Origin of the sequence: Streptomyces sp. NBC_01471 (assembly GCF_041438865.1) — a bacterium.
In the GTDB taxonomy this organism is placed as follows: Bacteria; Actinomycetota; Actinomycetes; order Streptomycetales; family Streptomycetaceae; genus Streptomyces.
Genome location: NZ_CP109450.1, coordinates 6168611 through 6185855 on the forward strand (window position 1 = coordinate 6168611; position 17245 = coordinate 6185855).

Consider the following 17245-nt stretch of genomic DNA (forward strand, 5'->3'; position numbering starts at 1 on the left):
GCGTGGGCCGCATCGGACGGGTGGAACGCACCACCAAGGAGACCTCGGTCGTGGTCGAGATCAATCTCGACGGCACCGGCAAGGTCGACGTGTCGACAGGGGTCGGCTTCTACGACCACATGCTCGACCAGCTGGGCCGCCACGGCCTCTTCGACCTCACGGTCAAGACGGACGGCGACCTGCACATCGACTCGCACCACACCATCGAGGACACCGCCCTGGCGATCGGCGCCGCCTTCAAGCAGGCGCTCGGCGACAAGGTGGGCATCTACCGGTTCGGCAACTGCACGGTGCCGCTGGACGAGTCGCTCGCCCAGGTCACCGTCGACCTCTCGGGCCGCCCCTACCTGGTGCACACCGAGCCGGAGAACATGGCACCGATGATCGGCGAGTACGACACGACGATGACCCGGCACATCCTGGAGTCGTTCGTCGCGCAGGCCCAGATCGCGCTGCACGTCCACGTGCCGTACGGGCGCAACGCCCACCACATCGTGGAGTGCCAGTTCAAGGCCCTGGCCCGAGCGCTGCGTTACGCGTCCGAGCACGACCCGCGGGCAGCGGGCATTCTTCCTTCGACCAAGGGCGCGCTGTAAGCATGACTGGCCTCAACACCATCCTCATCGTCGTCGGCCTCTTCCTGGCCGGCGGTGTCTACTCCTTCGCCAAGCAGAAGATGCCCGCGAGCCTCATCGTGCTGCTCTCCATCGGAGCCGTGATGTGCCTGGCGGCGGGTGTGATGCGTATCCAGGGAATCTGGACATGACCGACCGCAAGAAGGTCGTGGTCCTCGACTACGGCTTCGGCAACGTCCGCTCCGCCGAACGCGCGCTCGCGCACGCCGGAGCGGAGGTCGAGATCACCCGTGACTTCGACCGCGCCATGAACGCCGAAGGACTCCTCGTCCCCGGCGTCGGTGCCTTCTCCGCCTGCATGAAGGGGCTCAAGGAGGCCCGCGGCGACTGGATCGTCGGCCGCAGGCTGGCCGGCGGCCGACCGGTCATGGGGATCTGTGTCGGGATGCAGATTTTGTTCGAGCGCGGCATCGAGCACGGCGTGGAGACCGAGGGCCTCGACGAGTGGCCCGGCACGGTCGGCCCGCTCAAGGCCGACGTCGTCCCGCACATGGGGTGGAACACCGTGGAAGCCCCGGCGGACACCGAGCTCTTCGCCGGGCTCGACGCCGGGGCGCGCTTCTACTTCGTGCACTCCTACGCGGCGCACGACTGGTCGCTCGAAGTCACCAACGCCAACATCCGTGCCCCGCGCGTCACCTGGGCCACGCACGGCGAGCGCTTCGTCGCGGCCGTCGAGAACGGCGCCCTGTCGGCCACCCAGTTCCACCCCGAGAAGTCCGGCGACGCCGGCGCCCAGCTGCTGACCAACTGGATCGGAACCCTCTGATGTCCGCCTTGCAGAAGAAGCTCGAACTCCTCCCCGCCGTCGACGTCCGGGACGGCCAGGCGGTCCGCCTCGTCCACGGCGAGTCCGGCTCCGAGACCTCCTACGGCTCCCCGCTGGAGGCAGCGCTCGCCTGGCAGCGGTCGGGCGCCGAGTGGCTGCACCTGGTCGACCTCGACGCCGCCTTCGGCACCGGCGACAACCGGAAGCTGATCTCCGAGGTCACCTCGGCGATGGACATCAAGGTCGAACTCTCCGGCGGCATCCGCGACGACGCCTCCCTGGCCGCCGCGCTCGCCACCGGCTGTACCCGGGTCAACCTCGGCACCGCGGCGCTGGAGACCCCCGAGTGGGTCGCGAAGATCATCGCCGAGCACGGCGACAAGATCGCGGTCGGCCTCGACGTACGCGGTACGACCCTGCGGGGCCGCGGCTGGACCCGTGACGGCGGCGACCTCTACGAGACGCTCGCCCGCCTCGACTCCGAGGGCTGCGGCCGCTACGTGGTCACCGACATCGCCAAGGACGGCACCCTCCAGGGCCCCAACCTGGAGCTCCTGAAGAACGTCTGCGCGGCCACGGACAAGCCCGTCGTCGCCTCCGGCGGCGTCTCCTCGCTCGACGACCTGCGGGCCATCTCCTCGCTCGTCCCCTCGGGTGTCGAGGGCGCCATCGTCGGCAAGGCGCTGTACGCCAAGGCGTTCACCCTGGAAGAGGCCCTCGAAGCGGTAGCGGTGGCGGCATGAGCGAAGGCGCCACGGACGACGGCGTACGCCGTATCGCCTCCGGCGGCCCGTGGGAGGAGTCCATCGGCTGCTCCCGCGCCGTGGAGCTCCCCAGCGGCCTGGTGCTGGTCGCCGGCTGCACCGCCATGGCCAACGGCCGGATCGCGGAGGGCGGACCGTACGAACAGGCCGTCACCGCCTTCGGTGTCGCCGTCGACGCGCTCAGGGAGCTCGGCCTCGGCGCCGAGCACGTGGTCCGCACCCGGATGTACGTCACGCACGCCCGCGACGTGGACGACGTCGGCCGCGCCCACAAGGAGCGGTTCGGCGCGGTGCGCCCCGCCGCGTCAATGATCATCGTCTCCGGTTTCGTCGACCCCAGCCTGGTCGTCGAGGTCGAGGTGGAGGCGTACCGCAGGGAGCGCGCATGACACTCGCCGTACGGGTCATTCCCTGCCTGGACGTGGACAACGGCCGCGTCGTCAAGGGCGTCAACTTCCAGAACCTCCGGGACGCGGGCGACCCCGTCGAGATGGCCAGGCTCTACGACGCCGAGGGCGCCGACGAGCTGACCTTCCTCGACATCACCGCCTCGTCCGGCAACCGCGAGACGACGTACGACGTGGTGCGCCGTACCGCCGAGCAGGTCTTCATCCCGCTCACGGTCGGCGGCGGCGTCCGCACCACCGAGGACGTCGACAAGCTGCTGCGGGCCGGCGCGGACAAGGTCGGCGTGAACACCGCGGCCATCGCCCGCCCGGAACTCATCAGCGAGATCGCCGAGCGCTTCGGGCGCCAGGTGCTCGTCCTCTCGGTCGACGCGCGCCGCACCGCCGACGGCACCTTCGAGGTCACCACGCACGGCGGCCGCCGGGGCACCGGGATCGATGCCGTCGAGTGGGCGCACCGGGCGGCCGAGCTCGGGGCGGGCGAGATCCTGCTCAACTCCATGGACGCCGACGGCACCAGGGACGGCTACGACACCGAGATGATCGCGGCGGTACGCGCACACGTCACCGTCCCGGTCATCGCGAGCGGCGGCGCGGGCGCCCTGGGGCACTTCCCTCCGGCCGTCGGCGCGGGCGCCGACGCGGTGCTCGCCGCATCGGTCTTCCACTTCGGTGACCTGCGGATCTCCCAGGTCAAGGACGAGCTGAGGCAGGCCGGTCACCCGGTCAGGTAGCGCCGCAGGCCCGGTCGGCCGCCTCCCCCAGGGGCCGCCGGCCGGCCGCTCACATGCCGAGCCTGGCCTCGATCGCCCTGGCCGAGGCCTCCGGGTCCCCGTCGACCTCCACCTTCGCCGCGTCCTGCCGCCCGAAGGCGAACATCGTCAGCTCGCCCGGCTCCCCGGTGACCGTCACCACCGGCGTGCCGCGGTGCGCGACCGCGGTCTGACCGTCCGGCCGCCGCAGCACGAGACCCACCGGAGCCTTGCGCCCCATCAGCCTGGCCGCCTTCTCCAGCCGCCGCCACAGAGCCTCGGCGAACACCGGGTCCACCTCGCGGGGCGACCAGTCGGGCTGCGCCCGGCGGACGTCCTCGGCGTGCACGAAGAACTCGACGGCGTTGGCGCCCTCGTCCACCTGCTTGAGCGAGTACGGGGAGAACTTGGGCGGCCCCGTACGGATCAGCTGGATCAGCTCCTCGTACGGCTTCGCGGCGAATTCGCCCTGGACCCGGTCGAGACGCCCCTTGAGCGCGCCGATCATGATCCCGCCCGCCGCGTCGAGCCGCCGCTCGCGTACCACCACATGGGCGGCGAGATCGCGGGTCTTCCAGCCCTCGCAGAGCGTCGGGGCGCCGGGACCCGCCGCCTCCAACAGGTCGGCGAGGAGAAGTCGTTCGCGCTTGGCATGGGTCGACATGCCCGCCAGCGTACGGCCGCGCGCGCCGTTCCGCCCAGTGGACTGTGGTGGGCGGCCGGGTCTGCCGGGCCTCGCGCGGGCGGCACAATGGACCCATGAGCAGCACGCCCAGCACACCGCAGTCCAGCAGTCTCGACCCCGCCATCGCCGCGCGCCTCAAGCGCAGCGCGGACGGCCTGGTGCCGGCCATCGCCCAGCAGTACGACACCGGCGAGGTACTGATGCTCGGCTGGATGGACGACGAGGCCCTGCACCGCACCCTCACCACCGGCCGCTGCACGTACTGGTCGCGCAGCCGCCGGGAGTACTGGGTCAAGGGCGACACGTCCGGGCACGTGCAGCACGTCAAGTCGGTCGCCCTCGACTGCGACGCCGACACGGTCCTGGTGAAGGTGGACCAGGTCGGCGCGGCCTGCCACACGGGTGAGCGGACCTGCTTCGACGCGGACATCCTGCTCGGCTGAGACGGCGGTCGCGCTGATCAGGGGCCCGGCCGCGGCCCCTAGACTTCCGCCATGGACCTGGAGACCTTCCGCAAGCTCGCCGCCGACCGCCGCGTCATCCCCGTCAGCCGCACCCTCCTCGCCGACGGAGACACCCCGGTGGGTCTCTACCGGAAGCTCGCCGCCGAGCGCCCGGGCACCTTCCTCCTGGAGTCCGCCGAGAACGGGCGCACCTGGTCCCGCTACTCCTTCATCGGCGTACGGTCCGCCGCCACCCTCACCGAGCGCGACGGCGCCACCCACTGGGAGGGCGCCCCGCCGGTCGGCGTGCCGGTCGACGGCGACCCGCTGCAGGCACTGCGCGCCACCGTCGAGGCGCTGCACACCCCGCGCGACCTCGCGGGCGGCCTGCCGCCCTTCACCGGCGGCATGGTCGGCTACCTCGGCTACGACATCGTGCGCCGTCTCGAAAAGGTCGGACCCGGCGAGCGGGACGACCTGAAGCTTCCCGAGCTGACCATGCTGCTCACCTCGGACCTCGCCGTGCTCGACCACTGGGCGGGCACGGTCATGCTGATCGCCAACGCGATCAACCACAACGACCTCGACACCGGCGTCGACGAGGCGTACGCCGACGCCGTGGCCCGGCTCGACGCCATGGAGGCCGACCTCACGCGTCCCGCCGGGACCGCGCCCGCCGTGCTGCCCGCGTCCGAGCTTCCCGAGTACACCGCGCTCTGGGGCGGCAAGGACTACCAGGACGTGGTCGAGGACATCAAGGAGCGCATCAGGGCGGGGGAGGCCTTCCAGGTCGTGCCGTCCCAGCGTTTCGAGACCGCCTGCACGGCGAGCGCGCTGGACGTCTACCGGGTACTGCGCGCCACCAACCCCTCGCCGTACATGTACCTCTTCCGCTTCGACGGCTTCGACGTCGTCGGCTCCAGCCCCGAGGCGCTGGTCAAGGTCGAGGACGGGCGCGCCATGGTGCACCCCATCGCCGGGACCCGGCACCGCGGAGCGACCCCCCGCGAGGACCAGGAACTCGCCGACGAGCTGCTCGCCGACCCGAAGGAGCGCGCCGAGCACCTGATGCTGGTCGACCTCGGACGCAACGACCTCGGGCGGGTCTGTGAGCCGGGCTCCGTCGAGGTCGTCGACTTCATGTCGGTCGAGAAGTACTCCCACGTCATGCACATCGTGTCCACCGTGACGGGCCGGGTCGCCGAGGGGCGCACCGCCTTCGACGTCCTCACCTCGTGCTTCCCCGCCGGCACGCTCTCCGGCGCTCCCAAGCCGCGCGCGCTGCAGATCATCGACGAGCTGGAGCCCACCCGGCGCGGGCTCTACGGGGGCTGCGTCGGCTACCTCGACTTCGCGGGCGACTCCGACACCGCCATCGCCATCCGCACGGCGCTGCTGCGCGACGGCACCGCCTATGTCCAGGCCGGGGCGGGCGTGGTCGCCGATTCCGATCCGGTCTCCGAGGACAACGAGTGCCGCAACAAGGCGGCCGCCGTACTCCGCGCCGTCGGTTCGGCCAACCGCCTCACCCGGCCTTCGGGGCATAGGGGATAGTGGAGGGCGTGAGTGCCGTACCCCAGCCCCGATCCGAAGCAGGACCGGCCGCAGCCTCCCCGGGCAGCCGCCGCAGTCTTGCCACCGCTCTGCTACTCGGCGCAGTCGGCGCTGCCGTCGTCCTCCTCGCCTCCGGGCAGACCTGGGCCCGGGGCAACGCCCCGGTCGGCGGCGGCGCCCTGCCGCTGACGGCCGACGGAGGCGATGTCACCGGGGTGCCCACGGCCCTCGCGATCGTCGGTCTCGCCGCTCTCGTCGCCGTCTTCGCGGTGCGCAGCGCGGGCCGCCTCTTCGTCTCCGCGCTGCTCGCGCTCTGCGGGGCGGGCGCGGCCGTGGCAGCCGTCGCCGGAGCGAGCGACAGCTCGGCCCTGGACGAGAAGGCGGCCACCACCGCCGGGAACACCGCCACCACCATCGAGGCGCTCTCGCACACGGCCTGGCCCTACGTGGCCGCGTTCGGCAGCCTGCTGATCCTCTTCGCCGGCCTGCTCGCCCTCCGCTACGGCAAGCAGTGGCCCACCATGTCCAGCCGGTACGAGCGCGACGGCACCCCGCGGCCGCGCAGGCCGCGCACGGCTCCGGACCCGGAGCGCCCCGAGGAGATCTGGAAGGCGCTCGACCGCGGCGAGGACCCCACGCGGGGAGCGTGACGGACAGCTCACCCCCCAGCTCATCCCCCGGCGCGGCGGTGCGCGACAATGGGCGTGAGCTTCCGGCGCCCGGCCGGGCCACGGCCGGGACGGGCGACCGAGGAACATTCGGCCCGGACAGGGCCTGGACACACAGCAACGAGGAGCAACTCATGGCGGGCACCAGCCACGGACACACCCCGGCCGCCTGGACCGGCGTCATCATCGCCTTCATCGGCTTCTGCGTCTCGGGCGCCTTCATGGTGATGGCCAGCCCGGTCGGGGTCGTCGTCGGACTCGTCGTCGTGGTTCTCGGCGGCGTCGTCGGGCTCGGCATGAAGGCCGCGGGTCTCGGCATGCCGAAGGAGTCCGAGGCCTTCATCCAGGCCAGGGCCCGGGCCGCCCAGGCGCAGGCGCACTGACGGCCCTCCCCGCGAGCACCGTCCTGCGGGCGCAGTCCGGCAACCCGGGCTGCGCCTTCTCCTATGAGCTGCGCCTTCCCGTACGAACAGGGAGAATCGCCGAGTGGACCCCAACGCGGCCCCTGCCGCTCTCCGTGCCCCGGCCCCTGCCCAGCAGCCGGCCTGGCCCCCGGCTCCCGGACACCCCGGACCCGCGGCCCCGGAGCCGCTCGTACGCAGGCTGCTCGTACCGGCCGGCACGCTGGCCGCGGTCGCCGCCGCCTTCACCTATGTCGGGGCGGTCGACCCCAATCACCCCGGTCACTACCCGGTCTGCCCGCTGTACGCGGTCACCGGCATCTACTGCCCGGGCTGCGGCGGTCTGCGCAGTGCCCACGCCGTCGCCCACGGCGACTTCGTGGCGGCCCTCGGTGACAACGCGCTCGCTGTCGTCGGGTACGGCGTCTTCGCCGTGGTCATGGTGGTGTGGCTGATTCGCGCCGTACGGGGTCGGTCCGCGCGATTCACGATCCGGCCGGCCCTCTGGTGGGGGATCGGCGCCGTCGCCCTGGTCTTCAGCGTGCTGCGCAACCTCCCCATGGGGTCCTTCCTGGCGCCGTGAGTGTCCACGGACCGGAACTCGCACCGGCCGGATGCGGGGTGCCGGGTCTTCTGCGGATACCATCGCCATGGCTGATCCTGATCCATCCACACGTCCCGGAAGGGGGCCGCTCGCGTGAGTGTGCTCGACGAGATCATCGAAGGCGTACGCGCCGACCTCGCGGAGCGGCAGGCGAGCGTCAGCCTCGACGAGCTCAAGGACCGCGCCGCGAAGGCTCCCCAGGCCAAGGACGGCGTCGCCGCGCTGCGCGGTGACAGCGTGAAGGTCATCTGCGAGGTCAAGCGCTCCAGCCCCTCGAAGGGCGCGCTGGCCGCCATCGCCGACCCCGCCGCGCTCGCCGCCGACTACGAGGCGGGCGGCGCGTCCGTCATCTCCGTGCTGACCGAGCAGCGCCGCTTCGGCGGATCGCTGGCCGACCTGGAGGCCGTCCGCGCCAAGGTCGACATCCCGGTCCTGCGCAAGGACTTCATCGTCACCGCGTACCAGCTCTGGGAGGCGCGCGCGTACGGCGCCGACCTGGTGCTCCTGATCGTCGCGGCCCTGGAGCAGGAGGCGCTCGTCTCGCTGATCGAGCGCGCCGAGTCCATCGGGCTGACCCCGCTGGTCGAGGTCCACGACGAGGACGAGGCCGAGCGCGCGGTCGCCGCCGGAGCCCGGATCATCGGGGTCAACGCACGGAACCTCAAGGACCTCAAGGTCGACCGCGGCACGTTCGAGCGCGTCGCCCCCGAGATCCCCTCGCACGTGGTCAAGGTCGCCGAGTCCGGTGTCCGCGGCCCGCACGACCTGATCGCCTACGCCAACGAGGGCGCCGACGCCGTGCTGGTCGGCGAGTCCCTGGTCACCGGCCGCGACCCGAAGGGGGCCGTCGCCGACCTGGTCGCCGCCGGCGCCCACCCGGCGCTGCGCCACGGACGGGACTGACCCGGCATGGCCATCGCCCGTCTCTCGCGTGGGTGCAAGCCCCGCGGCTGCCGTGCGCCCGCACGGCGGGTGCACGGGCGACGGGTGCGCTACCACATCGGCTCCGAGCCCGGCCAGATCAACGGCATGCGATGGCGCCGCTGAGCGGACAGCTCAGCAACGCCACTCACCTCCTGCGTACCACCCCTTACGTACCTGCGGAGATCACGCATGTCTTCAGAGTTCTTCATCCCGGATCCGGACGGCCGGATCCCCAGCGCCGAGGGCTACTTCGGCGAGTTCGGCGGCAAGTTCATCCCCGAGGCGCTCGTCGCCGCGGTGGACGAGGTCGCCGTCGAGTACGACAAGGCCAAGGCCGACCCGGCCTTCGCGGCCGAGCTCAACGACCTCATGGTCAACTACACCGGCCGGCCGAGCGCCCTCACCGAGGTGCCGCGGTTCGCCGAACACGCCGGTGGCGTGCGGATGTTCCTCAAGCGCGAGGACCTCAACCACACCGGCTCCCACAAGATCAACAACGTCCTCGGCCAGGCCCTGCTGACCAAGCGCATGGGCAAGACCCGGGTCATCGCCGAGACCGGGGCCGGTCAGCACGGCGTCGCCACGGCGACCGCCTGTGCCCTGTTCGGTCTCGAATGCACCATCTACATGGGCGAGATCGACACCGAGCGCCAGGCGCTCAACGTCGCCAGGATGCGGATGCTCGGCGCGGAGGTCGTCGCCGTGAAGTCCGGCAGCCGCACCCTCAAGGACGCCATCAACGAGGCGTTCCGCGACTGGGTCGCCAATGTGGACCGCACGCACTACCTCTTCGGTACGGTCGCCGGACCGCACCCCTTCCCCGCGATGGTGCGTGACTTCCACCGGGTGATCGGCGTCGAGGCGCGGCGGCAGATCCTGGAGCGCGCGGGCCGGCTCCCCGACGCCGTCGCCGCGTGCGTGGGCGGCGGCTCCAACGCCATCGGGCTCTTCCACGCGTTCATCCCGGACACCTCGGTGCGGCTGGTCGGCTTCGAGCCCGCAGGACACGGCATCGCGACCGGCGAGCACGCGGCCACGCTCTCCGCCGGCGAGCCGGGGATCCTGCACGGCTCCCGTTCGTACGTACTCCAGGACGAGGAGGGCCAGATCACCGAGCCGTACTCGATCTCGGCCGGGCTCGACTACCCGGGCATCGGCCCGGAGCACGCCTATCTGAAGGACGTCGGACGGGGCGAGTACCGCGCGGTGACCGACGACGAGGCGATGCAGGCGCTGCGGCTGCTGTCGCGCACCGAGGGCATCATCCCGGCCATCGAGTCGGCGCACGCGCTGGCCGGTGCGCTGGACCTCGGCAAGGAGCTGGGCAAGGACGGGCTGATCGTGGTCAACCTGTCCGGCCGCGGTGACAAGGACATGGACACGGCTGCCCGTTACTTCGGGCTGTACGACGTGGATGCGGAGGTGGCGGCCAAGTGAGCGGAAACAGCGGGCACGGCGGCAACACAGAGCTCCTGAGTTCGGTCCTGGCCGGGGCGAAGGCCGAGGACCGGGCGGCGCTCATCGCGTACCTCCCGGCCGGTTTCCCCACGGTCGACGGCGGTATCGCGGCGGTGAAGGCCGTCATCGAGGGCGGCGCCGACATCGTCGAGGTGGGGCTGCCGCACAGCGACCCGGTCCTCGACGGACCGGTCATCCAGACCGCCGACGACATCGCGCTCAAGGGCGGGGTGAAGATCGCCGACGTCCTGCGCACGGTGCGCGAGGGGTACGAGGCCACCGGCGCGCCCATCCTCGTCATGACGTACTGGAACCCCGTCGACCGGTACGGCGTCGAGAGGTTCACCGCCGAACTGGCCGAGGCGGGCGGCGCCGGGTGCATCCTGCCCGACCTGCCGGTCCAGGAGTCCGCGCTGTGGCGCGAGCACGCGGAGAAGCACGGTCTCGCGACCGTCTTCGTCGTCGCGCCGAGCAGCAGGGACGAACGGCTGGCGACGATCACCGCGGCCGGGTCCGGCTTCGTCTACGCGGCCTCGCTGATGGGGGTCACCGGCACCAGGAACTCCGTGGGCGAGCAGGCGCAGGAGCTCGTACGGCGCACCCGCGCCACCACCGAGCTGCCGGTGTGCGTGGGGCTCGGGGTCTCCAACGCCGAACAGGCCGCCGAGGTCGCGGGATTCGCCGACGGGGTGATCGTCGGTTCCGCGTTCGTCAAGCGGATGCTCGACGCGGAGAACGGCGCAGCCGGTCTGGAGGCCGTCCGCGAACTGGCGGGCGACCTGGCCAAGGGCGTACGCCGAAGCTGACGCCGTCGCTCGTACGGGTGGAACTGGGACCGGGGAGGCACGCTCGTGCCTCCCCGGTTCGTTGCTGCGGGTGTGAGCGAGAAGAACCGAGACGCGAAGAGGGCCGCCCGAGAGCGGCTCGTCGAAGAGCGCGAGAAGCAGAAGGCCCGTGACCGGCGCAAGCGCGGAATGATCGTCGGCGGCTCCGTGGTGGGGGTGCTGGCGCTGGCCGCGGTGATCGGAGTGGTCGCGGCCAACACCGGCAAGGACAGCGGCGGTTCCAGCGCGAACAGCCCCCTCACCGTGCCGAGTGGTGCGACGGGGAAGGACAGCCTGGCGGTGCCGGTGGGCGCGAGCGACGCACCGTCCACGCTCACCGTCTGGGAGGACTTCCGCTGCCCGGCCTGCGGCCAGTTCGAGAACGGCTTCCGCAGCACCGTCCACGAGCTGGAGAAGTCCGGCCGGCTGAAGGTCGAGTACCACATCGCCACGCTCATCGACAGCAACATGGGCGGCACGGGCTCGCTGCGCGCGGCCAACGCGGCCGCCTGCGCGCAGGACGAGAGGAAGTTCCCCGCCTACCACGACGTGCTCTACGAGAACCAGCCCGAGGAGACCCAGGACCCCTATGCGCAGAACAGCAAGCTGATCGAGCTGGCGGGGAAGGTCAAGGGGCTGAGGACGGCCGCCTTCACTTCCTGTGTGAACAGCGGGAAGCACGACAGCTGGGTGAAGCGCTCGAACGCGGCCTTCCAGAAGGGCGGCTTCAGCGGTACCCCGACCGTCGAACTCAACGGCCAGTCGGTCTTCCCCAAGAAGGGGAACGAGCAGATCTCGCCCGCCAATCTGAAGAAGTGGGTGACCGAGGCCAACCAGGGCAAGAAGGCGGGCACGGTCTCACCGGCGCCCGCGGCCTGAGCCCACCGGGAGCGGGCCTTGTTACGCATACGTTGCCGGGCGGGTGGTCCGACGGCCCGCCCGGCCATGTAGCGTCTGCGGTGCCATGAACCTTGCCTTCATCCCCAGTCCGTCGACCGGCGTGATCCATCTCGGACCGATCCCGCTGCGCGGCTACGCGTTCTGCATCATCATCGGTGTCTTCGTCGCCGTCTGGTACGGCAACAAGCGCTGGGTCGCCCGGGGCGGCAGCGCGGGCACCGTGGCCGACATCGCGGTCTGGGCCGTGCCCTTCGGCCTGGTCGGCGGGCGGCTCTACCACGTCATCACCGACTACGAGCTGTACTTCAGCAGTGGCCGGGACTGGGTCGACGCCTTCAAGATCTGGGAAGGCGGCCTGGGTATCTGGGGCGCGGTCGCGCTCGGCGCGGTCGGCGCCTGGATCGGCTGCCGCCGCCGCGGGATCCCGCTCCCCGCATGGGCCGACACACTGGCTCCGGGCCTCGCCTTCGCCCAGGCCATCGGCCGCTGGGGCAACTGGTTCAACCAGGAGCTGTACGGCAAGCCGACCGATCTGCCCTGGGCGCTGAAGATCAGCGAAGGCACCGACAGGGTCGCCGGGACGTACCACCCGACCTTCCTCTACGAGTCGCTCTGGTGCGTCGGCGTCGGCCTCCTCGTCATCTGGGCGGACCGCCGCTTCACGCTCGGCCACGGGCGGGCGTTCGCGCTGTATGTCGCTTCGTACTGCGTGGGCCGCGCCTGGATCGAGCACATGCGGGTCGACTACGCGCACCACATCCTGGGGCTGCGGCTCAACGACTGGACCGCGCTGATCATGTTCCTGCTCGCCGTGACGTACTTGGTCGTCTCGTCGAAGCTGCGGCCGGGCCGTGAGGAGACCGTCGAGCCCGCCACCGTCGGGGCCGCCGCCGTCGATGCGGCCGAGGACGCCCAGGGCGGAGAAACCCGGGACGCCGACGGCGAGGACACCGACGGTCACGCGGGTCCCGACGCACACGACGAGGCAGCCGGGACGGCGGAGCCGGACGGAGTCAAGGCGGAAGCGCAGGCCGAGAAGGGCTGACCGGCACGGGAGGCGTCAGCGCTGGTACCGGTCGAGGACCCGCTGGCCGTCGCCGGTGAGCTCGGAGCGCAGCGAGTTCAGACCGATCGAGCCGTTGTAGTACTCCTGGAAGGCAGGGGTGGCGATCTTGTCCTTCCATTCCGCGTAGCCCCGCACCCCGAGTGCGGGGGAGGGGACCAGGTCGCCGGACATCCGACTGCCGGTACGCCAGCCGTTCTCGGGGGTGCGCAGTGCCGGGTCCTTCAGCGCCGAGCGGCTGCTCGGCAGCAGCCAGTCGCCGAGGGCGAGGCGCGCGGCGTTCTTGCCCTGGGTGAGGAACGAGACGAAGTCGACCGCCGCCTGCTTGTGCCGGGAGTCCTGCGCGACCGAGAGGGTCTGCGGGACGACCCCCTGCGAGCTGCCACCCGGTCCGCTCCCCGCGGGCATCGGCAGCACGGTCCAGCCGAAGCCCTTCGGCGCCTGCTGCTGGACCTGCTGCCGGAAGGAGAAGTTCAGCGGCACCATGGCGTACCGGCCCGCGAAGAAGCCCGGCAGGGTGTCCGAACCGCCCATGCCCAGACTGCTCCTGGGGGCGGTGTGGTCCTGGTTGATCTGCCGGTTGATGACCTGGGACACCGCCGAGTCGGCGGCGTCGAAGCTCACCTTGTTCTTGCCGCCCGTCTTCTTGAAGATCTGTCCGCCGGTGGACGCGGAGCTGTTGACGGACTGGCTCACCGGCTCCTTCATCGACCAGGCGACTCCGTACCGTTGCGTCCTTCCGCCCGCTCCCCGCACCGTGAGCTTCTTGGCGGCCTGCTCGAACTCCGGCCAGCTCCAGGGGCGTTCGGCGGTCGGGATCCGTACACCGGACGCCCTGAGCAGCCTGGTGGCGGCGACCATCACGCGCGGCTCCTGGAGGAACGGCACGCCGTAGACCCCCTTGCCGAAGGTGGTCATGGACCACGACTGGCGCGGGATGTCCTTCTTCAGCGATGTGGGCAGCATCCCGCGCAGGTCGGCGAGGTAGCCGCCGTACGCGAAGTCGGTGAGGTCCGACGCGTCGTCATGGATGATGTCCGGCGCCCGGCCGCCCTCGAAGGAGGTGAGCAGCTGGTCGTGGATCCCGTCCCAGCTGCCCTGCACATATCTGACGTGGACATCGGGGTGCTGTCCGTTCCACTGCGCGACCAGCGCCTTGTTGGCGGCCACCGAGTCCTTCTGCCAGGCCAGGCTGAGGAACTGGAGTGTGACACGGCCCGAGGAGTCGTCGCTCTTCCCCTGGCCGCAGCCGGTGACGAGGACGAGCCCGGCAGCGGCGGCCAGCGCCGTCACCGCGGTACGGATCCGGGTGCGCATCAGCCCTTCACCGCCCCTGCGAGCATGCCGCCGACCAGTCTGCGCTGGAGCAGCGCGAAGAAGAGCAGGCTGGGGAGGGTGGCGATGACGGAGGCCGCGGCGAGCGGCCCCAGGTCGGCGACGCCTTCGGCGCCGATGAAACGGGTGAGGATCACGGACATCGTCTGGTTCTCCGGGGACTTGAGCAGTACGAGGGCGAAGAAGAACTCGTTCCAGGCGGTGACGAAGGTGAACATCGCGGTGGCGACCAGCCCCGGGGTGAGCAGCGGCAGGACCACACTGACCAGGGTCCGCAGCCGTCCCGCGCCGTCGACGGCCGCGGCCTCCTCCAGCGTGGCCGGCACGGCCTTGACGTACCCCTGGAGCATCCAGAGCGAGAACGGCAGGTTCCAGACCACGTACACCCCGGTCAGGCCGGCGAGCGAGTCGATCAGGTGCAGGTTCTTCAGCACCAGGAACAGCGGGATGATGACGAGTACGAACGGGAACATCTGGCTGACCAGCACCCAGCCGTTGGCCACCGTGGACATCCGGCTGCGGAAGCGGACCAGGACATACGCGGCGGGCACCGCGAGCACCACCGAGATCACCGTCGCGCCGCCCGCCACGATCAGGCTGTTGAGCGCGGAGTGCAGCAGCGGCTGCGCGTCGAAGGCGGCTCTGAAGTTGTCCAGGGTCGGATGCCGGGGGAGCCAGGTGGGGCTGATCGATCCCAGTTCACGGGGGGACTTGAACGCGGTGGACACCAGCCACACCAGCGGGAACGCGAGGAAGACCAGGTAGCACAGGAGGGCCAGGTACTGACCGGTGCGGCCGGCCGTCCGCCGGACGCGGATCCGTGCGGGGACGCTCATGCCGCCTCCTCCTTGAGCTTCTTGCGCAGGAACGCGGTGAGGAGGACGGCGATGAGGGCCACCATCACCAGGCCCATCGCGGCCGCGTAGCCGAACTGGCCGTAGGTGAAGGCCTCTTCGTACGAGAAGAGCATCGGCAGCCGGGTCCTACCGCCGGGGCCTCCCTGTGTCAGTACATAGACCAGGCCGAACGAGTTGAAGTTCCAGATGAAGTTCAGCGCGGTCACGGCGGCGGCCACCGGTCCGAGGGCCGGCCAGGTCACGGTGGTGAAGCGGCGCCACAGGCCGGCGCCGTCGAGCTGTGCGGCCTCCTTCAGTTCCACCGGCACGTTCTGCAGCCCGGCCAGCAGCACCACGGTGGTCTGCGGCATCCCAGCCCACACGCCGACCACGATGACGGCCGGGAGCGCGACCGGGAGGCTGGTCAGCCAGTCGACGTTGTCGCTGATCAGGTGCAGCTGCGTCAGTGTCCTGTTGAGAATGCCCGCGTCCGGGTGGTACACGAGGCGCCACATGATCCCGACGACCACCTCGGGCATGGCCCAGGGGACCAGCGCGAGCGTGCGCGCCAGCCAGCGGAGGCGCAGGTTCTCGTTGAGCAGCAGGGCAAGTCCCAGCGCCATCGCGAACTGCAGCGCGGTGACACTGACGGCCCAGACGACGCCGGTCCTGAACGACTCCCAGAACAGCGTGTCGTGCAGCAGGTCGGCGAAGTTGGCGAACCCGGTGAACCGGGTCGGCGTCGTGCGCCCGGCCTGTGCGTCGGTGAAGGCGAGCGAGAAGCCGTACAGCAGCGGACCCACGCTGAGCACCAGGATCGGGATCAGGGCGGGCGCCAGCAGGAACCAGGCTCCCCGGTCCAGACCGAGCGCCCGCTTGCGCTGGTCGGGGGTGCGGGGCGGTGGGGCGCCGCGGTGGCCCACGGCGTCTTTGCCACGGGCTGCGGTGAGACTCATACGGACCTCGGGTTCTCCGGGCCGGTCGCCGGCGCGGTGGAGGCGCGGAGCAGGGACCGCCGCGAGCTCGCCCTCCACGACCGCGTCGGTGGGGACGGACGCGATGGACACCCCGGGCGCTCGGCGAAACGTTTACAGATAGTGCGAACCCGTCTCCGGGGCGTCAACGCGCCTGTCGTGTGATCCATGTCTCCATGGTCTTTCGGGGAGATCGCATCCGGGCTGGTCCCGGCCCTCCGCACCCCTGGTAAGTACGGCCTTCCTTGCTGGCGGAGGCCATTTTTCGTGCGTACTTTCGAGTGTGTTCCCGGGTCGCTGTGCGGCGTGGGGGTGCTGACGAAAAGAGAGGGCGGGGACCGATGTCCATCATGGAGAACGAGGCGGCGCTGCACGAGGCGCACCGCGACAACCACACCCACCGGGATGTCAATGGCGGCTGGCTGCGCCCTGCCGTCTTCGGTGCGATGGACGGACTGGTCTCCAACCTCGCGCTGATGACCGGGGTCGCGGGCGGCGACGTCTCGCACCGCACCATCGTGATCACCGGGCTGGTGGGACTGGCGGCCGGAGCCTTCTCGATGGCTGCGGGCGAGTACACCTCGGTCGCCTCGCAGCGCGAGCTCGTACAGGCCGAACTCGAAGTCGAGCGGGGGGAGTTGCGCAAGCACCCGCTGGACGAGATGAAGGAGCTCGCAGCGCTCTACGTATCGCGCGGGGTGGAGCCCGGGCTGGCGGCCGCGGTCGCCGAACAGCTCTCCCGGGACCCCGAGCAGGCACTGGAGATCCATGCCAGGGAGGAGCTGGGCATCGACCCGGACGACCTTCCTTCCCCGCTGGTCGCCGCGGTGTCGTCCTTCGGCGCCTTCGCGCTGGGTGCGCTGCTCCCGCTGCTGCCGTACCTCCTCGGCGCCACCGCGCTCTGGCCGGCCCTGCTGCTGGCGCTGATCGGGCTCTTCGGCTGCGGCGCCGTGGTGGCGCGGGTCACCGCACGCTCCTGGTGGTACAGCGGGCTCCGGCAGCTGGCGCTGGGCGGGGCGGCGGCCGGGATCACCTACGCGCTCGGCACGCTGTTCGGTACCGCGGTGGGCTGACGGGCTGAAGGGGTGGCCTTCGGCGCGACGGAGTGAGACATTATGCGTCCCGCATCATAGGTATCGGTTACCGGGCGGTTTCGAGCCCCGGACCACCGGGCATAAGCGGGGAACGCCGCAGGCAACGTCGCCTGCTCCGTTCCGGGCCCACGGACGCTGACTCCGGCCGTGTCGCC

General features: G+C 71.0%; 22 protein-coding genes. 18 read left to right on the top strand and 4 right to left on the bottom strand.

Annotated elements, in window-relative coordinates; genetic code table 11:
- Positions 1–2: 2 nt before the first annotated feature.
- From hisB to hisF, 6 genes are read left to right on the top strand one after another with little or no spacing between them, the layout of a single operon-like run.
- Positions 3–596, top strand: coding sequence for an imidazoleglycerol-phosphate dehydratase HisB (gene hisB, locus OG285_RS27595; protein WP_266861158.1), 594 nt, complete (start codon positions 3–5; stop codon positions 594–596).
- A gap of 2 nt (positions 597–598) precedes the next feature.
- Complete coding sequence (locus tag OG285_RS27600) at positions 599–766, top strand: hypothetical protein (RefSeq protein WP_203599910.1); 168 nt, start codon at positions 599–601, stop codon at positions 764–766.
- The gene (gene hisH / locus OG285_RS27605) at positions 763–1404 is read left to right on the top strand and encodes an imidazole glycerol phosphate synthase subunit HisH (protein ID WP_371792526.1); all 642 of its coding nucleotides are present in this window, start codon (positions 763–765) and stop codon (positions 1402–1404) included. Before OG285_RS27600 ends, hisH begins: the two co-directional genes overlap by 4 nt.
- Complete coding sequence (priA, locus tag OG285_RS27610) at positions 1404–2147, top strand: bifunctional 1-(5-phosphoribosyl)-5-((5-phosphoribosylamino)methylideneamino)imidazole-4-carboxamide isomerase/phosphoribosylanthranilate isomerase PriA (RefSeq protein ID WP_328376524.1); 744 nt, start codon at positions 1404–1406, stop codon at positions 2145–2147. Before hisH ends, priA begins: the two co-directional genes overlap by 1 nt.
- Positions 2144–2557 carry a Rid family hydrolase gene (locus OG285_RS27615; RefSeq protein WP_371792527.1) on the top strand — a complete coding sequence of 138 codons (414 nt, stop codon included), beginning with the start codon at positions 2144–2146 and terminating at the stop codon, positions 2555–2557. Before priA ends, OG285_RS27615 begins: the two co-directional genes overlap by 4 nt.
- Positions 2554–3309 (top strand): imidazole glycerol phosphate synthase subunit HisF, encoded by a 756-nt coding sequence (gene hisF / locus OG285_RS27620; protein WP_371792528.1) that lies wholly within the window; start codon positions 2554–2556, stop codon positions 3307–3309. Before OG285_RS27615 ends, hisF begins: the two co-directional genes overlap by 4 nt.
- A 49-nt stretch (positions 3310–3358) precedes the next feature.
- Here hisF and OG285_RS27625 read toward each other — a convergent pair whose 3' ends face one another.
- Entirely contained in the window at positions 3359–3991 is a 633-nt protein-coding gene (locus OG285_RS27625; protein WP_356824854.1) for a TIGR03085 family metal-binding protein, read from the bottom strand.
- Positions 3992–4086: 95 nt separating this feature from the next.
- Between OG285_RS27625 and hisI the strand changes: the two genes are divergently transcribed.
- The 11 genes from hisI to lgt all read left to right on the top strand — a co-directional run bounded on the left by hisI (position 4087) and on the right by lgt (position 12833).
- Positions 4087–4455: a phosphoribosyl-AMP cyclohydrolase gene (hisI, locus tag OG285_RS27630; protein ID WP_371792529.1), complete on the top strand. Its 369-nt coding sequence runs from the start codon at positions 4087–4089 to the stop codon at positions 4453–4455.
- A 51-nt stretch (positions 4456–4506) separates the two neighbouring features.
- Entirely contained in the window at positions 4507–6009 is a 1503-nt protein-coding gene (locus OG285_RS27635) for an anthranilate synthase component I (protein WP_371792530.1), read from the top strand.
- The gene (locus OG285_RS27640) at positions 6009–6659 is read left to right on the top strand and encodes a TIGR02234 family membrane protein (protein WP_356824848.1); all 651 of its coding nucleotides are present in this window, start codon (positions 6009–6011) and stop codon (positions 6657–6659) included. The genes OG285_RS27635 and OG285_RS27640 overlap by 1 nt, the downstream gene beginning before the upstream one ends.
- 152 nt (positions 6660–6811) lie before the next feature.
- A complete protein-coding gene (locus tag OG285_RS27645) occupies positions 6812–7060 on the top strand; it encodes an HGxxPAAW family protein (RefSeq protein ID WP_356824846.1) in 249 nt (82 codons plus the stop codon).
- 103 nt (positions 7061–7163) lie between these two features.
- Entirely contained in the window at positions 7164–7661 is a 498-nt protein-coding gene (locus tag OG285_RS27650) for a DUF2752 domain-containing protein (protein WP_371792531.1), read from the top strand.
- A 114-nt stretch (positions 7662–7775) separates the two neighbouring features.
- The gene (gene trpC, locus OG285_RS27655; protein WP_356824844.1) at positions 7776–8585 is read left to right on the top strand and encodes an indole-3-glycerol phosphate synthase TrpC; all 810 of its coding nucleotides are present in this window, start codon (positions 7776–7778) and stop codon (positions 8583–8585) included.
- Between the two features lie 6 nt (positions 8586–8591).
- Positions 8592–8729, top strand: a complete 138-nt coding sequence (gene trpM / locus OG285_RS27660) for a tryptophan biosynthesis modulator TrpM (RefSeq protein WP_368078203.1) — start codon at positions 8592–8594, stop codon at positions 8727–8729.
- Between the two features lie 66 nt (positions 8730–8795).
- A complete protein-coding gene (gene trpB, locus OG285_RS27665; RefSeq protein ID WP_356824842.1) occupies positions 8796–10043 on the top strand; it encodes a tryptophan synthase subunit beta in 1248 nt (415 codons plus the stop codon).
- Positions 10040–10870, top strand: a complete 831-nt coding sequence (trpA, locus tag OG285_RS27670) for a tryptophan synthase subunit alpha (protein WP_356824840.1) — start codon at positions 10040–10042, stop codon at positions 10868–10870. The genes trpB and trpA overlap by 4 nt, the downstream gene beginning before the upstream one ends.
- Positions 10871–10942: 72 nt before the next feature.
- Positions 10943–11767, top strand: coding sequence for a thioredoxin domain-containing protein (locus OG285_RS27675; RefSeq protein ID WP_356824838.1), 825 nt, complete (start codon positions 10943–10945; stop codon positions 11765–11767).
- Between the two features lie 85 nt (positions 11768–11852).
- Complete coding sequence (gene lgt, locus OG285_RS27680) at positions 11853–12833, top strand: prolipoprotein diacylglyceryl transferase (protein ID WP_371792532.1); 981 nt, start codon at positions 11853–11855, stop codon at positions 12831–12833.
- A gap of 15 nt (positions 12834–12848) precedes the next feature.
- Here lgt and OG285_RS27685 read toward each other — a convergent pair whose 3' ends face one another.
- Genes OG285_RS27685 through OG285_RS27695 form a run of 3 tightly spaced genes read right to left on the bottom strand, consistent with a single transcriptional unit; the run spans position 12849 to position 15978 of the window.
- Positions 12849–14168 (bottom strand): ABC transporter substrate-binding protein, encoded by a 1320-nt coding sequence (locus OG285_RS27685; protein ID WP_371792533.1) that lies wholly within the window; start codon positions 14166–14168, stop codon positions 12849–12851.
- Positions 14168–15022, bottom strand: a complete 855-nt coding sequence (locus OG285_RS27690) for a carbohydrate ABC transporter permease (protein ID WP_371792534.1) — start codon at positions 15020–15022, stop codon at positions 14168–14170. The genes OG285_RS27685 and OG285_RS27690 overlap by 1 nt, the downstream gene beginning before the upstream one ends.
- Positions 15019–15978: a sugar ABC transporter permease gene (locus OG285_RS27695; RefSeq protein ID WP_356825920.1), complete on the bottom strand. Its 960-nt coding sequence runs from the start codon at positions 15976–15978 to the stop codon at positions 15019–15021. The genes OG285_RS27690 and OG285_RS27695 overlap by 4 nt, the downstream gene beginning before the upstream one ends.
- Before the next feature lie 359 nt (positions 15979–16337).
- On the opposite strand from OG285_RS27695, the gene OG285_RS27700 reads away from it, so the two are divergent.
- On the top strand, positions 16338–17069 hold the full coding sequence (locus OG285_RS27700; protein ID WP_356824830.1) for a VIT1/CCC1 transporter family protein: 732 nt from the start codon (positions 16338–16340) through the stop codon (positions 17067–17069).
- Positions 17070–17245 lie beyond the last annotated feature (176 nt).

Excerpts from the sequence above, each read along its gene's own strand:
- OG285_RS27600 (WP_203599910.1), top strand. The coding sequence starts at position 599 with ATGACTGGCCTCAACACCATCCTCATCGTCGTCGGCCTCTTCCTGGCC.
- OG285_RS27690 (WP_371792534.1), bottom strand. The coding sequence starts at position 15,022 with ATGAGCGTCCCCGCACGGATCCGCGTCCGGCGGACGGCCGGCCGCACC.
- priA (WP_328376524.1), top strand. The coding sequence starts at position 1,404 with ATGTCCGCCTTGCAGAAGAAGCTCGAACTCCTCCCCGCCGTCGACGTC.
- OG285_RS27615 (WP_371792527.1), top strand. The coding sequence starts at position 2,144 with ATGAGCGAAGGCGCCACGGACGACGGCGTACGCCGTATCGCCTCCGGC.
- OG285_RS27695 (WP_356825920.1), bottom strand. The coding sequence starts at position 15,978 with ATGAGTCTCACCGCAGCCCGTGGCAAAGACGCCGTGGGCCACCGCGGC.
- trpM (WP_368078203.1), top strand. The coding sequence starts at position 8,592 with ATGGCCATCGCCCGTCTCTCGCGTGGGTGCAAGCCCCGCGGCTGCCGT.
- hisH (WP_371792526.1), top strand. The coding sequence starts at position 763 with ATGACCGACCGCAAGAAGGTCGTGGTCCTCGACTACGGCTTCGGCAAC.
- hisF (WP_371792528.1), top strand. The coding sequence starts at position 2,554 with ATGACACTCGCCGTACGGGTCATTCCCTGCCTGGACGTGGACAACGGC.
- lgt (WP_371792532.1), top strand. The coding sequence starts at position 11,853 with ATGAACCTTGCCTTCATCCCCAGTCCGTCGACCGGCGTGATCCATCTC.
- trpB (WP_356824842.1), top strand. The coding sequence starts at position 8,796 with ATGTCTTCAGAGTTCTTCATCCCGGATCCGGACGGCCGGATCCCCAGC.
- OG285_RS27685 (WP_371792533.1), bottom strand. The coding sequence starts at position 14,168 with ATGCGCACCCGGATCCGTACCGCGGTGACGGCGCTGGCCGCCGCTGCC.
- OG285_RS27635 (WP_371792530.1), top strand. The coding sequence starts at position 4,507 with ATGGACCTGGAGACCTTCCGCAAGCTCGCCGCCGACCGCCGCGTCATC.
- OG285_RS27700 (WP_356824830.1), top strand. The coding sequence starts at position 16,338 with ATGTCCATCATGGAGAACGAGGCGGCGCTGCACGAGGCGCACCGCGAC.
- hisI (WP_371792529.1), top strand. The coding sequence starts at position 4,087 with ATGAGCAGCACGCCCAGCACACCGCAGTCCAGCAGTCTCGACCCCGCC.
- OG285_RS27645 (WP_356824846.1), top strand. The coding sequence starts at position 6,812 with ATGGCGGGCACCAGCCACGGACACACCCCGGCCGCCTGGACCGGCGTC.
- OG285_RS27625 (WP_356824854.1), bottom strand. The coding sequence starts at position 3,991 with ATGTCGACCCATGCCAAGCGCGAACGACTTCTCCTCGCCGACCTGTTG.